The sequence below is a fragment of the Roseibacillus persicicus genome, assembly GCF_014651675.1.
In the GTDB taxonomy this organism is placed as follows: Bacteria; Verrucomicrobiota; Verrucomicrobiia; order Verrucomicrobiales; family Akkermansiaceae; genus Roseibacillus; species Roseibacillus persicicus.
In genome coordinates this window covers 22,007-37,301 of the sequence record NZ_BMXI01000006.1, presented here as the reverse complement: position 1 = coordinate 37,301, position 15,295 = coordinate 22,007, and the positions used below count along the sequence as shown (strand labels likewise).

The following is a 15,295-nucleotide window of genomic DNA, read 5'->3' as shown; positions in this document are numbered from 1 at the left end:
CGCATTATTACCCACTCGGAGGGGCTTTTCTTCTCACAAAAAAAAGCTGATCCAGAAGACTGGATCAGCTTTGTAAAAGGTTCAGCCTCGGAGGGCCTACTCGTCGTCGTCGTCATCTCCGCCACCAACGGTGACTTCGAGGTCGACGAATTCGATGTAAGCCATCGGAGCGGCATCGCTCACGCGTGGCCCCAGCTTGGTGATTCGGCAGTAGCCGCCCTGACGGTCGGCACAAGCTTCGGCGACTTCACCAAAGAGTTTGCTGACCACATCCTTCTGACGAAGGTAGGCAATAGCCTGACGACGGGAGTGCAAGTCACCCCGCTTGCCGAGAGTCACCAGCTTTTCCGCCACGGGGCGAAGAGCTTTGGCTTTGGCAAGAGTGGTACGGATGCGTCCGTGTTCAATCAGGGAGGCGGCGAGGTTCGTCAACAGGGCCTTACGTTGGGCCGCGTTGCGCTTCAGTTTGGGAGTTTTTCTACGGTGTTTCATGAACTCGTTCTAAATCAATCATCAATGTTCTGGGCAATCAGGTCGGCCAAGCCAACAGGTGCCTCTTCGTCAGCACCCAATCGTGGGGCTTGGAGTTGGGTTACAGGTCCGGATAGCAACGAAGGATCGATGCTCATTCCCAACCCTAATCCGAGTTCAGTGAGCTTGTCCTTAATCTCGTTCAAGGACTTCTTACCAAAGTTACGATACTTGAGCATCTCGGCCTCACTCTTCATCGCGAGCTGACCCACGGAAGTAATGTTGGCGTTGTTCAAGCAGTTGGCGGCACGGACCGAAAGCTCGATCTCGTTGACGCTCATGTTGAGAAGCTTCTTCAGAGCAGCATTCTCTTCGCTCTGAACTGCTGGTGCCTCTTCGAACTCAACCGCATCATCGTCGTAGTTGACGAAGACGTCGAGGTGGTGGCGAAGAATGCCAGAAGCCTGCAAAAGCGCATCATGGGGCTCAACCCGGCCATCAGTGTGGATGTCGAGAATCAGCTTGTCATAGTCAGTAATTTGACCAACCCGGGTGTTCTCAACCGAATACTTGACTCGGGTCACGGGGCTGAAAATGGAGTCGATGGCGATGACGCCGATCGGAGCGTCGGGGCGCTTGTTGTCATCCGCGATGCGGAATCCACGTCCAACAGAAACTTCGAATTCGCACTCGAACTTCACCTTGCGGTCAAGGGTGCAAATCACGTGGTCCTTGTTGATGACGGAATACATGTTGTCGTCCTCAATGTCTCCTGCGGTAACCGCACCTTCTTTGGTCACATTGATGGAAAGGACCCGGGATTCCTTACCGTGGTGCTTGAAGCGGACCTTCTTCAGATTGAGGATGATGTCAGTGACATCTTCCACCACTCCGGCGAGGGTCGAGAATTCATGCTGCACGCCGGAAATCCGGACGGATGTGATGGCGGCACCTTCCAGGGAGGAAAGCAAAACACGACGGAGAGAGTTGCCCACGGTGTGACCGAAGCCACGCTCGAAAGGCTCGGCTACGAACTGACCATAGAATTCAGTAGCAGTATCTTCGTCTTTAATCAGGCGGTTCGGCACTTCGAACCGATCCAGACGGATAGGTCCGTCCTTCTCTTCTTTCTGGTCCTCTAGGACTTCTTCAGACATATTATTTGTGGTTGCCGGGTTCCCCTTCGGCGAGTTCCACTTGCACTAACAAGCAGCGAAGGACCTACGGCGTTGATTGACTCGCGGGCGGGAAGCAACAGCACAGGCACACTATTTGCAACATTTTTTTACACCTGAAATCACGTTCATGCTTCCCACATCTTGCAAAAAGCAGTAATCTGTTACTGCATTCATTGATCTTTCGGTCTCTTTTGTCATGAAATCAAAACCCAACCTTACTCGATTCACCTACGAAACTGCCGCCTTTGAAGGGTGGCGCCTCTGCATCAGCCGAGGTGGCAAAACCTTCACCAAATACTTTTCTGATAAACGCTACGACGGCCCTAAAAAAGCCCTCAAGCAGGCGGAAACCAAGCTCTCCGAGTTACGAGAGCTTCTTGATAATTCCCGCAAGGTGAATGGCAAACTGACTCAGACCACGATAAAAAAGGCTGAAAAACTTCTGAAAGAGAGTTGATTGGGGCCTATGCCCGAATCCCCCTCCTTTATCATCCACTGGTTTCGCCGCGATTTGCGGGTGTCGGACAATTCTTCCCTTCTGGCTGCCAGTCATAAGGGAGAAAAGGTGGTTCCCCTCTACGTCGCGAGCGACTGGAAAAAAGCTCACGCTTGGACCGGACCGGGGCGCCAGCAATTTCTCTGTGAATGCCTGGAGTCGCTCGCGGGCAATCTCGCCAAACTGGGGGGTCGGCTCATTATTCGCTCGGGCGACCCGGTGGAAGCCATCGTCCGACTGCTCGACGAGGGCTCGGTCTCCGAAGTCCACTACAATCGCGATCCCGATCCGCACGGAAGAAAGGACGAGCTGCGCCTTGCCGAGATCTGCGAAGCCCGCGGTGTCGCCTGTGTGGGCCACGATGACGTCGCACTGCACACCTTCGACCAAACGACCAAGGATGATGGCACCGCCTACCGGGTCTACACTCCCTACAGCAAGCGCTGGCTGAAGTTGGAAAAGCGCAAACCGGCCTCGACCCCCAAGCAGCTGGCGACCCCCGATCAAATCGCCTCCGATCCCCTGCCCACCCTGGAGAATTGGCAGCTCAATCTCCCCTCCCATCTCGACTTGCTCTCCGGGAGTGAAGCGGCGGCCCGCTCTCGTCTCAAAGACGCAATTGCCAAGCGCCTGCCCAGCTATGCGCAGAACCGCGATCACCCCAGCGTTCCCGCAACCTCCCGGCTTTCGCAAGATCTTCGCTGGGGAACCATCTCAATTCGGAAGGCTTACGCCGAAGCGCACAAGGCCCACGAAGAGGCCCGCGATCCCGATGTTCGCGCCAGCTATCACACATTCATCAAAGAACTCGCTTGGCGTGATTTCTATCTCCACTTGTTAGAAGCCTATCCCGAGGTGTTGCAACATGAGTTTAATGCGGACTACCGCGGATTGCCGTGGGCCGAACCAGACGAAAAGTTTGAAGCTTGGAAAGAAGGGCATACCGGGTTTCCCATCGTCGATGCGGGTATGCGGGAGCTGAGGACCACCGGCTTCATGCACAACCGGGTGCGGATGATCGTGGCCATGTTCTTGACCAAAGACCTTCATCTCGACTGGCGCTTGGGCGAACAGCACTTTGCTCAACATCTCTTGGACGGCGAAATCGCCTCCAACAACGGAGGCTGGCAATGGTCGGCGGGCACGGGCGCCGATGCCGCCCCCTACTTCCGCATCCAAAACCCATGGACCCAGTCCAAGCGCTTCGACGCCAAGGGCGAATATATCAAAAAGTGGGTTCCCGAACTGGATGCCGTCCCGGCCAAGGCCCTCCACGAAGCGCCCGATTTGGTGAGTGGCCATGGGAAAAGCTACCCGCAGCCCATCGTCAATCACGCCCAAGAGCGCGATAAAACGCTTTCAATATTCAAGAAGCATCTCGATACCGTAAGAGGTAAAGCTTAGGAAAAAGTAGGTTTGCCCAAAGAAGGGATCCTCGAAGCGGGCCGGAATCACTCCTCTTCTTTGGCCGCTTGCTCGGCAGCCTGCTTCTCCCACTTCGCGACTTCGTCTTGATAGTGCTTTCGTCGCCCCTCGTCCAAGTGCTCCCAGTCCAGCTGCTCGCCCAAGGCCACCGCTTTCTCCTTCCAACCTTTGGGCTTCTTCTGCGCATAATAGTCCAACATGACCAGAAGAGCATAAGTTTCCTTGAAGCCATCGCCCTCGCTTCTCCCCTCGTCGCGGATGGCCCGTAGATTCTGCAGCCCTTTCTTTGCTTCTTTTCCGCGCAAGGCCGGAAAGGCAGCAAGCTCGATGCGCAGTTTGTCCAGATAGGGTAAGTCTTCCGGCAACTTCTCAAGCGCGAGAGTCAGACCTTTGCTATCCGCCAAGCGCCAATCCACGAGCTTGATGAGAGACCAGTAGTCGACCAGCAGGTTCTCATAGACATGCGGGTCGCCAAGCAAGCTCGACACCCAATTGCGCCGATAGGGAGCCATATCTTTATTCAGCCAACCTGGGATCTCCGCAAAGGGCTTAATCGGTGTCAGTGATTTTTTCTTCCAATAGTCATCCCAGGAATCGCCTGCTTTTCCATCCAAGGCCTCACCCCATTCAAAGAACTCTCGAGTGCGCCCCTGCATCAGGGCCACCTGAAGAGCAAGGCACGTCAGTGAGTTGTAATTCTCATTGTAATTCCGCCCCGTCGACAAGACTTGCTCCAACCACTCCCGGGTCATCTCCTCAAACTCGTCGGGAAGAGACTCCGTCGGTTTTTCCAAGTCCCGCTTTATCAAGCCTTCCAGGAGAGCGGGCACCAGGGACCGAATGCTCTGCGAGGATTCGTAGTGGTTTTGACTCAGTAGAAACTGCTGAGCGAGCAAGCTCATGTTCTTTGCCGTTATCTCCATCTCCCCGGAGCGAACTTCGCTCTGCATCGCCTGCCCAAGCACGCGAGCCAACCCTCTAACCTCGACTCCGGGAACAGATTGGTTACCACTGGCTTGTAAGATTGTCCAACGCCCACAGACGGCCCGAATCGCATCCTTCAGGTTTTGCTCCACCTGAGACTCTTGCAAAAGCGCGGCTAGGATTTGCAACTGGGATTGGGGAACCTTGCTCGCCCGTTGCGCAAACTCCTCACTCAAGCGAATCAAGCGCTGCTCCCGACTCTCACCATCAAAGTCTTTCTCATCATCCAAGGAAGAGAGTATCACTTCTATGCGGTATCGTTCGGCCTCATTGCGAATCATAGGCAACAGTTTGTCGACAGCTTCCTTGCGCATCGTATTCCATTTACCTCCTTCCGACTTGTAAGAGAGACCGGGTGCCTGGACCAGAGTGTTTACGAGCTTGGAATACCCTTGTCCGGCGAATGCCTGAATCATCTCCAAGTCGCCAACCAAATCCGGTCCGCCCGCTCGACAAAGCTCTTCGAGCACCTCTTCTTCATTGAGTTTGCAAGCCAAGAAAATCGAACCTTTGAGCAACGAGCCATAATAGTAGGAAAAGTTGTCTTCCAGACTGGCTCTCGAAAGAAGGTTTTTACTTTCCCCGACTACCTGAACCCAGGCTTGCTTGGAGGTAGAAAGCTCGACTTGCGCGAGTTGTTTGAAAAGCCCCCCCACACGCGCTCCTCCCGGATGCCAATCACCTGAGAAAAAAGTCCCGGCCAGTTGCGCGAGAGCGTTGAGAAGAGCCTCGTCTCGCAAGAGGTCTTCTCTCACTGCGGCCGCGCAAGCCACCTCCATTCTGAGAACAACAGATAAGTCTTCGTTCAGGAACAGGCTGCTCAACGCCTCCCGGGCATAGGCTCTCCCCTCTTCCGGCAAAGCATCCCAATCCCGGGTGGCCAACATCGCCGTGAGCGCCCCCGCCAGGTCAGGCTCAGCCTCGAGGAATCGCTCTTCAACCATCCAATCCCAGTATGAACCGCTCATTCCCTTGGCGTTCCAGTTGCGCGCCTCGCGAAGGTAGAGATACCACACCGCGGCCTGCTTGAGCTCAGGGGTGGCATCGGCAAAGAAGGCGGGAAAGTCCTTCCAATGGGAATTTTTGAAGAGTTTTTTCTCCCGCTCATCGGCAAAACTCTCCGGCTTCTTCTGCTTTCTCCAGAACTCGAGCATCCGTTCCTGGAAGTAGTATTCGCTCGAGTCGGGCAACCCAATCTTGCGAGCATTCTCGTGCTTGAAGAGCTCCTCCAAAAAGCCAATCCAGTCCAACATCGGCACCTTCGCGGAATGACCCTTTCTCATCACTTCCTCGAACTGCGAACGACTCCGCTGGACTAAAAAGTTCTCAGCTTGCTGAGAGTTATAGCCCCAGCTGGGCTGGACCTGAAATTCCAATAGGCCGGTAATGAGGTCCGCCGCTTTTCCTTTGTCCACGGCCATCGCTTCAGCGGCCAAGCCTATAACTTCAGAGCATTCCTCGTGGTTGTCCCGATTAATCCCATCCAACCCGCCATTCAAAAGCGCGTCGATTCTGGCCATCCGACCGAGGTTTCGTTCCTGTTCGAGTTGTTCTAACAGGAGGGAGAGTTGCTCTTGCCCCTTCACCTCTTTTAGTTCGGCAAAGTGAGGTTTCAGAATCGAGGCGAGACCGGCCCGCTCGCTGGCGTTTTCAGTCACAAAATCATCCGTGTAGTCTCCGAGCTCCTTACCAAGATCGACTTTCTCTTTTTCGAGTCTCTTAACAAAAAGCAACTGTCGCCCCCCACCCTGCTTCTTGATTCGATCTGCCAACTCACTTCGCCCTCCCTTCACATTCAAGTTACAGGCACTCGCGAATTGCTCCCAGAGAGTCGTGCCACCTAAGTCCGCTCCTAGCTCAGACCAGGAACGCGTCCAGAGACCGAGTTCGCTCAGATCCTTCTCGGCCTCTTCCACGCTGGTCCTGCTGATCAGATTCGCCAAGCATCGGGACAAGTAGTGGCTGGAAGTGTTTTGCGTATGCAACGGATGGTTATGAAGTCGGAGATAGAGTTCGAGATCATTGCTGCCTCGTTGAAACGAGGAGATGAGGTCTTGAACATGATAGCCCAAACTCGAGAGTGGTTGCGGAAGAGCATCATCGCGCTTGAGCGCCGCCCACTCTTCCCAAAGCTCATTCGGTCCCACGATCTCGGTCAAATATCGGTCTAACATTCTCACACTAGCCTCCTCTCCATGAGCGACTAGCTTTTGCTTGCACAACGGCAGGATCTTGCTGTTGTTGAAATTCTGTCCCTGTGCCAGCAAGGAGAAACACTCCTGCTCCAGAGCTCCCGCTGCCTCTTCGCTTATCCCGGCTAGATAGGACATTTTAAGCAACTCGGCATACTCTGCGGCTTTCTCATTCTGACTCTGGGGCAAAGAAGCCTTCCACTCATCCATCGCCTGTTGGACCTCACCTTCGCCCCATCCCGCAAGAAGAGCACTCAAGCTATAGAGCCGTTCTCTGGCAGGAGTCGCTTCGGTCAGCTTCTTCCAAAGTTCATTCCGCAAATTCTCATCACCGACGCCGGCGAAGTAGGTCATCAACCAATCATCAGATGCACGCCCTGCAATCTTCGGCCTGCCGTATCCAGACGAACTTCTTCCTACCCGGACGTACCAGTATTCATCGATGTTCAGCGCGTTTTGATGAGACAAGCATTGAACCGCGGCTTCCCTCATCTCCTCTTCACCTATTGCCAGCAACTCCTGACAACCTTCCAAAATGGCAAAACCCTGATTGGCTGTTTGCCCATGTCTCAGAGCAACCGTCGCCAACGACTTCAAGCTCTCCAATCTGATTTCTCTCAGCTTATTTTCCTGATCCGGCTCTTCCTCCGAAGCTCTCGAGTAATCTCCATCAAGAGAAAAGAAGATCGCGTTGACCCAAGTTAGATTTCTTTGCTGCTCATAAAAATTCGCGGACTTTTCTGCTGAAGGTTCCAATTCTTCTAAGAACTTCACCGCCAGATCGACCGCAGCCTTCACGCTCGTTTCATCGCCATCCCGTCCACTCTTGCCAACCAAACCGAGCACCACCTCCCCGACCGCATCGACATCGCCCTTCGCAATCAAGCCCTCCAGGTTCAGTTCACCTTCTTCTTTTGGCAAGATGACCATAGCCAATGCCTGCACCCGGGAATTGTCGGGCTCACTCTCAACCAAAGCCTGCAAATAGGGTACCCCTTTATCACCCAAACTCAGAGTCTCGCACAACTTTACGAACTCTATCCGACGCGAAACAGCAGAGTCTGGTCCCGGATCGGCAAGCTCGATAACTTTCTCAGCCAAACCCGACTTCTGAACCACCTCCAAGAACTGGCGTTGCTCCCAGTCGTTGCTCTGACTTCGCGAAAAGACTCTGAGAAGCCGCAATGCTTCTCGAACCGCTCCGTCCTCGTTTCCTTCTACCAGCAACTTGCTGAAGCTCTCGGATTGCCGCCTTCCTCCCTGACGAACGACAGAGCGGCCGCTGGGTCGATTGAGCTTGCGAACGAGACGGCGCGCCTCCTCATCCATTTTCAGATTTCGCATAGACTCTGCCAGCTCATTGATCTGCTGCTCACTACGGAAGTCCTTTTGCAGGCGGAGACAAGCTCGCTTCGCTTGCTCCAAGTCCCGTTCCGATTCTTCTCCTGCCAAAGCTGCACCTACAAAGATCAAGTAGCGGTCGACTTCCTTACGGCGGTTGCGGTCCAAAGAAATGGAACGCGCACGCTCCAGCATCTCGTAGGATTTCTCAAAGTCTTTCTGCTGCGCCGCATAGCCAGCCACTGCGAGCAAAACCTCCCCTTCGTTGCTCTCCTCCATTTTCCCCATAGCCTCCTGAACCTTGGCCTCATCCTTACACCACTGCCAGGCCATGGCTTGAGCCTCCAGACTGCTCAGCTCGGAGATCACTTTTCTGAAGTCGTCGGGGTTCATCCCCGGAAGCTTCTCGATGGCGTTGGGGTCCGCTGCAGCCTTCTTGCGCTTGGCCTCCTCCCACTTTTTATAAAAGGCAGCCCCTTCCATAGCCTGGCTTCCGGCATTTCCCCTTCGGTCGGTGTTGCTTGATACCAACATCAGGCGCCCCCAAACCGACGGCAGACTACCCCGATCATTCGGATAGGGTGGCGGGCTCAAGAGACCCCGACTACTCCCTCCTCCAAATGACGAGGAGGGATAAAAGTGCCCCTGATAAAAGACCCTCCCGGGCTTCTGGCCGCGGAATGCAACCTCGTTGGTTTCTAACAAATGATTGAAAATCCGAACAGTCTCCGCAGCATCGCCCCGCTGCCACGCATCCTGCAAGAGAACCTCCAACCATCCCAATTTCTGGCTGGCCTGACTGATTCGCTCCTTCTCGTTCCCAGCTGTTTGCCCAGTCTCCACAGCGTCCGTTAATACCTTGCGCACCTTTTCTTTCGTCGACCGGGTCACCACAATTCTCGTGGAACGCCCGTAGCCGTAAAAATGACTTCGATACATGCCGCTGGAATCGCCCAGACACAACAAGGCAATCTGCCCCAGCTTCTGCGCACGTTCCTCAGCCGGCTCCTTCAGCAAAATCTCGATCCACTTCTCCACCCACATGCCACCCTCATTCGGCAAGCGACGGAGGAGAATCTCGCAGGCCATGGCCGCTACTTCAGGTTCAACTTCGACCAGAGTGTTGGCCGCCTCCTTGAGGAGCTCGACGGGAAATTCATCATCATAGCCGCCCCTTCTCACCGCATCCTTCAGATCCATCCGCCCGGCTTCCAGTTCAGCGAGAAGCCAATCGTGCAGCTTGTCGAAATTGCGAAGCTGTTCGTAAAAAGGAGTGTTGGGAAACGGAATCGCATCGATGAGCGCTTGCTGATCTTCTCCCTCTTCCTTCTTCGCATCATTCAAGAGCAAAGCGAGGGCCATGCCGCGAGCTTCTTCCGCAGTCCCCGGCAGTGTGATCGAACTACCCCGGTTGCGGCTACCATAATTCTGGTCCTGCTTCCGAAGCAAAGTGCTGGCTTGGGCAAAAAGAAAGTTGTGACGGGCCGCCTCATTCTCGGTTTCAGGGCTCGCGCTCCTACTCGCATAGCGAACCCATTTCTTCAAAGTTTTCTCATCGACGGCCGGCTTGAGGCCTTCGATCTCATTGTTGACCGTCGCAACCGAGCGCCAAATTTCGCGCGCCTTCTCCTTTTCTTGTTCATGGAAAAAGGCAACTCCCCGTAGTAGGTCAAACCTCCAATCGTTATACGAGTCTCGATCCAAATAGCTGATCACCGTTCCCCACTCGCCGCTCATCCCCAAGTTCAGCGCAGTTCCCTCGATTGCTCTCGGGTCGCCTTGCTGCAGACCACTCAAGACTTCCAAGCCCAAGTCTGTCTCTCCAATGCGAAAGCAAAACGCAGCCAGCTTTTCCTTCGAGCGCGGACCAGGATTCTGGCGAACCGCTTCCTGCAAAGTGGCTAGAGCGCCATTGAGATCGCCCGCTTTCTCCTGCACCCGGGCCAGCTCTTCACGCAGGGTCACATCCTGCGGTTTCCGGCGCACCGCTTCATCCAAGGCCTCGCTCTGGGCCGCGAAATTATTGAGTTGTTCGTGAATCTTCGCCAAGGCCATCAGCGGAGCGGCCTCCCGCGAGTTCGTTCTCTTGCGCCGCTCGAACTCCGCAATCAGTTCATCAGTGCGCCCTTCCTGTTTGGCCAATTGCGATAGCTCCTGAATCCAACGGTTCTGGGCGGTAAAATCTTCGGCCTGCTCGTATAGCTTGCGATAGATGCGCTCACCCTCGGCGTACTCACCCGCGTGCACCAATGCCTTTGCCAGGGCAGCACGAAGCTCTTCCTCGTCGCCGAACTTGGCCAGCGCGCGCCGATACTCAGTCACCTTTTCATCCGGTCGACCGAGCGCTTCCAGCAGCTCCCCCCGCCGCAGCCAGGCAGTCTTGTCTCCCGGCGCCAACTGCTTCCAAGCGTCCACTTCCACGAGAGCCTCCTCTTTCTTGTCGTCCCTTTCCAGAAGGTCAACCAGCTTGCGCAAATGGACCGGCTTGCGTCCACCGGGTCGTTCGAGCAATTCCCGCATGGCCCCGATCGCTTTTGTGACTTCACCACGACGCTCCAAGTTCCTCACCCGCTGACTGGCAACCATGAGCCCATCATCCAGTTTTTGGGCCTTCGCGAGGGCCTCATCACTGGCAATCAGATCACCCCGCAGGCTTTCCAGCTCCGAAATCACACACCAGTCGACGAGTCCCTTTTCCTCCACGGCCCGACAACCATCGATGACATCTTGCAAGTCCAGACGACGGCCCAAAGTTCCAACAACCTTCAAAGCAGCATCCAATTCAGTGGGAGCCTTGGCCAGACGAGCCAACGCCATGGCATGGGGAAAGGCCTCCTCTTCCTTCTCCGCTGCGAGCGCAGCCTGGCAAAGCTGATTTAAGAGCAGAGCATTGTCAGGAAAGTCCCCGATTCTCTCCGCCAGTAAAGCATAGGCCACCGTTCCTCGCTTATTGGCCATCAGGCTACGGGCTACTCGGAGCACGCCTTCGGCATCAGCTCCGTCAGCCATTTCCAACCACAGCGAGGTCGCTTCCTCTTGCTTCGCCTCATCGTCCAAGCTCCCAACCAGATGCGAGGCCAAGGCTTCCTTCAACTCCACGACCTCGGCAAAACGCGCCATCCCCTCCCGCAGCAACTCTTCCGCCAGATCTGCTCGCTCGTAGTGCTGATACAGGGCAGCCACTTGCACCACCCCTTGGGCATCCCCGCTCCGGAGTTCACGAACTCTTTCCAAGGCTTGCAAGAGCCCGTCCTCATCGCGCATCAAGTCCCGCAAACGCGCCATGCGCTCCCACGGCTCGGCTTGATCCTCGTTACCCCGGATCATCACCTGCAATTCCTCGACGGCATCTTTGTATTTGCCCTCAGACTCCAGGAGCGCAATGAACTCCTCTCGATTCTTCAAATCACCGGGCGTTATTTTCAGAATCTCACGAAAGAGCGCGACAGCTTCATCAATCTCACCATTGGCCGCCATTTGTGCAGCCAGCCCTTTTCGCAGACTGACTCTTTGAGGAAAGTCCTCGCGCAAATCCTGATAAAGCTTTCTCAGCCCGGCGATATCCTGATCCCGGCGATAAACTTTCTCTATCTGGGCCAGCGCTTCACGTTCCAGCCAAGAGTCCTCGCCCGTCATCTTCAGGACGGTCCGGTAAGTCGCCACCCCTTCGTCGCGCTGGCCAGCCATCACTTCGATAGCACCCACCCGCATCAACCGGAGGGCTCTTTGGTAGGGGTCTTTGGTATTCCCGGCCAACTCCCGTCCCGTCGCGATAGCCTCATCATATAGTCCTTCCCCCACCTCCAACTCAATCAAGTCCTCGCGCAATTCCTCATCATCAGGATTCGCCTTCAGGAGCTCCTTCCAAGCGGCAACCGCTTCTTCCGGTCTGCCTGCGCGCGCCAGCCAAGTGCCCTTCAGGGCTGCGGCGTCCTCCCCCGCGCCCGCACCAGCTTTTTCGAGGTCGCCCAATGCACCTTCGAAGTCCAACATCAACGATTTCAGCTTGGCCCGCGCCATCAGCAACTCGCCATTCTCCCCATCCAAGGCAAGAGCCTTATCAAGGGCCTCCATGGCATCCTCCTCCCGCCCCATCCATTCCTGATAAGCAGCCAACAACCGCCATTCGGCCGCCCCGCCTCCTGCCGCACTGTCCTTTAAGAACGTTTCCAAATCTTCTTTGGAATCTGAATCCAACCAGGAGTCGACAAAGCGTTCGAACAGAGTGGTGCTTTCAGGCCTTTTGAGCAAAAGCTGATGATAGCGTCCCGCCTTTTCGTTAGGCTCTACCGCCCAACTCCCCATTGCAAACCCCAAGAAAATAGCCAACCCCCTACTCATTTTCATATCTTTACAAACGGTTGTTTCCTCTCCGCCGTAAAGTCCAAAGCGAACGAAAAGATAGAATTGACCGAATGAAATGCCTTTCTCAATGAGTTGCGCACATTGAAAGTCTATTCCGGCCTCTCTGTTTTCTTTCCCATCCCTGACAAACTCCCCCATTTCCCCCGCCCAAGGAGACGACTACTTTTCCCCCGTGCCGCATCAATCAGACAGCCCTGCCAAGAGACGCCCCAATTTTTTTTGGTGGACGCTCATCAATTTGCTGGCGCTGGCCTTTGCTGTCCTTTCTTGGACCGGCTGTTACTTCTTGTTCAACTTCCCCGAACGGCCATGGAACTACTCTGTGCTCGAAAGGCTTGGCCGCCTCCCTGAAATCACTTTCTTCAAAGGAGAGGAATTACCCAAGGCGACTACCCTTCCCCCACAGCAACTCTATGGGCTGATCTATCAGCGCAATAGCGAGGTCCCTCCCGGGCAGCATCCCAAACTTCTCGACCCGACCACCTTGCAAACCCTCAACGTCCAGTTGAAGCGGAACTACCTGACCAATTTCAAGAAGCCCATGAATCTGAATTACGTTCGGGGCACCTGGCGCATTCTTTCCCTGCGGCAATTGACCAAGGATGACTTCGTCCAACACGGCTTCGCGGTTCTCGCCCAAGCTCTCGCGGTTCCTGCTGAGCAGGAAAACTCGACCAACCCAGAGCTTCTGCCCTTTCCCGTTGAGCTCGAAATCATTTTGCCCACCGCTCCGGGCGTCGAGATTCCGCCCGATACAGAGATTACGACCGACAACCTCTTCGAGCTCGACCGAGTGCGACACGGCCTCATCATTATTCACATTGCCCGTTCCGGAACGGCCGACGAGCCAGTCAGCAGGATCACCACTATTCCTCTGCTCGACAAGCCCTTCCCTCTCAGCAAAGAAGCCAACATCCAACTGACTGTCCCGGACAAGGTGAACCCGAAGGGAACCTTTCCCCTCATGAATCTGGACGAATAGCCAGCGCTTTCTCTTTCGAGGATATCGCCAAGCACGGGTTCATCCTTTTTCTCACTGGGTCTTCTGCGCCTGCTCCTTCAGGTATTCCTGATCCTCTTTGCTAAGCGCAAGAAAGTCCAAATCACTGGTCTTTCCATTCTTCAGGCGAACCCGGACAATGCCGGAGTGAGGCTCGAAAATTAGTAACCGGCCTTCGAATGACTTCGTCCGGTCCGCATTGTAGAATTTGCGGAGCTCGCCCGCGTCTGCTTCAGGCTCAGTGGCCAGGCTTTCTTCCGCCAACATTGCCGCGGAGTCCTTGACGCCCTGAATCCGGCACTTTGGGGTCGAAAAACTATAGATAAAGGCGACCGCTGCGGTGGTGTGATTGCGGATATTCTTGCGATAATAAGAGGAATCCGCGTAGTCGCGACCAGGGAGAATCACATAGGAATCACTCCCATGACAGCGGGCCATGTTGAGCCAGGCCTTATAGTAATTCGTGATCTTTTTCTTGAGCTTCTGATCATCAGAGGCATAGACGCCCGCCAGTCCCCAGGTCATCCCCATCATGGCACAGGCGTGACCATCGGGCATATCCTTGTAGGCAGCCTCGATGTTCGTGAGGTGCAACTTCATGGCCCTCTCCGATCCCGAGCGTTCCCCCGCCAACATATGCACCAGATACGCCAGTCCCGACTTGTGGGAGAATTTGTGGCTTTGACTCGTCTTCCACTTGGCAGGATCGATTGGACCATTGTTGAGGGTGAACTCTCCACCGTAAGCGACCTTTCCCCCGTCCGTGGTGCCGTAGTCGAGGAAGCGGTAACTTCTCTCCGGCCCCTCGGGATCGAATTCCACCCCACACTCGCTCCCCAGACTCCACGCCATTAGGGCCAGGCAAGTCGGCCACTGCATGGGGCCATATCCTCCGCCCCCTCGACCGACGATGAACTGATAGGGGGCATGACCGAATCCCCCTTCGTAGAGCGCCTGATGCTTGTCCAACACGCTCTGTGAAACGGGATTCTTCATCTTCTCCGCCTGATAGTGATTGATGGGAGTCTTCCACTGGGCCCCCTCCATCAGCTCAAAAGTCGACTCCATCGTGTCCAGAACTTTCCGGTCTCCGGTCAAAAGATGATATTCCCCCAACACGATACCTTGAAATCCGAGATGCCACGACCAAGTGGTCTTGTTGTAAGGCTTGTTCCAAGCGAGGGCCATCTCTTGACCCGCCTTGAAGACCTTTCGATCATCGGAGCTAAGCATCGCCAGAGTGGCCACGCACCGAGCTTGCGAATCGATTCCGCCGGGATGCTCCATGAGATATTCATAGGCCCTTGCCTTGAGGATCTTCGTTTTCTCGCAATCCACTGGAAAGGTATCGGCGAAACGTCCCAATTTTTCCAATTGCACATCGACCTCTATCTTCCGACCAGCCCGCTCGACCATCAGGCTCAAGACTCCATCTTCCCCTTCGCTATCTTCAATCGCCAGACCCATATCTTGGATCGGGCCTTCAATTCCGTGAGCGCCTCCTCCGAATGTATGCTCTGAAAACCTCTTTCCATTGGCGCCATAGACCTCGTCATCGATCTCCAAAACTCCAGCGGCAGGAGATTTTTCAAAGATATACTTCACCACAAAAGACCGCTCAGTAAGAGTCCCGCGCGCTCCTGTTGGTCCCATATTGACCAAAAACCCCGGCACCACCGCATCAGGGCCGGTCGTGCATGGCTTGTTCCAACGTCCCTGGTTATCCGGATCCTTTAAAGCAAATGCACTACCGGAAAATCCAACGCAAACAACCCAACTCGCCAAGACTCCTCTTCGTAAAAAACTCATAATACCTCCTCCTCTTTCAAACACGACAAGCGAC

Annotated in this window: 7 protein-coding genes; 3 read left to right on the top strand and 4 right to left on the bottom strand. The window is 54.9% G+C overall.

All coding sequences use genetic code 11. The features are described 5' to 3' along the window. Positions 1-96: 96 nt before the first annotated feature. Together rplQ and IE099_RS08150 are read right to left on the bottom strand one after the other, a co-directional pair. A complete protein-coding gene (gene rplQ / locus IE099_RS08155) occupies positions 97-492 on the bottom strand; it encodes a 50S ribosomal protein L17 (RefSeq protein ID WP_189569424.1) in 396 nt (131 codons plus the stop codon). A 14-nt stretch (positions 493-506) separates the two neighbouring features. Beyond that, complete coding sequence (locus tag IE099_RS08150) at positions 507-1,628, bottom strand: DNA-directed RNA polymerase subunit alpha (protein ID WP_189569423.1); 1,122 nt, start codon at positions 1,626-1,628, stop codon at positions 507-509. Between the two features lie 217 nt (positions 1,629-1,845). Between IE099_RS08150 and IE099_RS08145 the strand changes: the two genes are divergently transcribed. Beyond that, positions 1,846-2,106 carry a hypothetical protein gene (locus IE099_RS08145; RefSeq protein ID WP_189569422.1) on the top strand — a complete coding sequence of 87 codons (261 nt, stop codon included), beginning with the start codon at positions 1,846-1,848 and terminating at the stop codon, positions 2,104-2,106. 9 nt (positions 2,107-2,115) lie between these two features. Then, complete coding sequence (locus tag IE099_RS08140; RefSeq protein ID WP_189569421.1) at positions 2,116-3,549, top strand: cryptochrome/photolyase family protein; 1,434 nt, start codon at positions 2,116-2,118, stop codon at positions 3,547-3,549. Positions 3,550-3,596: 47 nt separating this feature from the next. On the opposite strand, the gene IE099_RS08135 is transcribed toward IE099_RS08140, so the two are convergent. Next, the gene (locus IE099_RS08135; RefSeq protein ID WP_189569420.1) at positions 3,597-12,434 is read right to left on the bottom strand and encodes a tetratricopeptide repeat protein; all 8,838 of its coding nucleotides are present in this window, start codon (positions 12,432-12,434) and stop codon (positions 3,597-3,599) included. A gap of 190 nt (positions 12,435-12,624) precedes the next feature. On the opposite strand from IE099_RS08135, the gene IE099_RS08130 reads away from it, so the two are divergent. Further along, a complete protein-coding gene (locus IE099_RS08130; RefSeq protein ID WP_189569419.1) occupies positions 12,625-13,434 on the top strand; it encodes a hypothetical protein in 810 nt (269 codons plus the stop codon). Positions 13,435-13,485: 51 nt separating this feature from the next. On the opposite strand, the gene IE099_RS08125 is transcribed toward IE099_RS08130, so the two are convergent. After that, entirely contained in the window at positions 13,486-15,261 is a 1,776-nt protein-coding gene (locus IE099_RS08125) for a DUF6288 domain-containing protein (RefSeq protein ID WP_189569418.1), read from the bottom strand. Between the last annotated feature and the right edge of the window lie 34 nt (positions 15,262-15,295).

Excerpts from the sequence above, each read along its gene's own strand:
- IE099_RS08125 (WP_189569418.1), bottom strand. The coding sequence starts at position 15,261 with ATGAGTTTTTTACGAAGAGGAGTCTTGGCGAGTTGGGTTGTTTGCGTT.
- IE099_RS08145 (WP_189569422.1), top strand. The coding sequence starts at position 1,846 with ATGAAATCAAAACCCAACCTTACTCGATTCACCTACGAAACTGCCGCC.
- IE099_RS08140 (WP_189569421.1), top strand. The coding sequence starts at position 2,116 with ATGCCCGAATCCCCCTCCTTTATCATCCACTGGTTTCGCCGCGATTTG.
- IE099_RS08135 (WP_189569420.1), bottom strand. The coding sequence starts at position 12,434 with ATGAAAATGAGTAGGGGGTTGGCTATTTTCTTGGGGTTTGCAATGGGG.
- rplQ (WP_189569424.1), bottom strand. The coding sequence starts at position 492 with ATGAAACACCGTAGAAAAACTCCCAAACTGAAGCGCAACGCGGCCCAA.
- IE099_RS08150 (WP_189569423.1), bottom strand. The coding sequence starts at position 1,628 with ATGTCTGAAGAAGTCCTAGAGGACCAGAAAGAAGAGAAGGACGGACCT.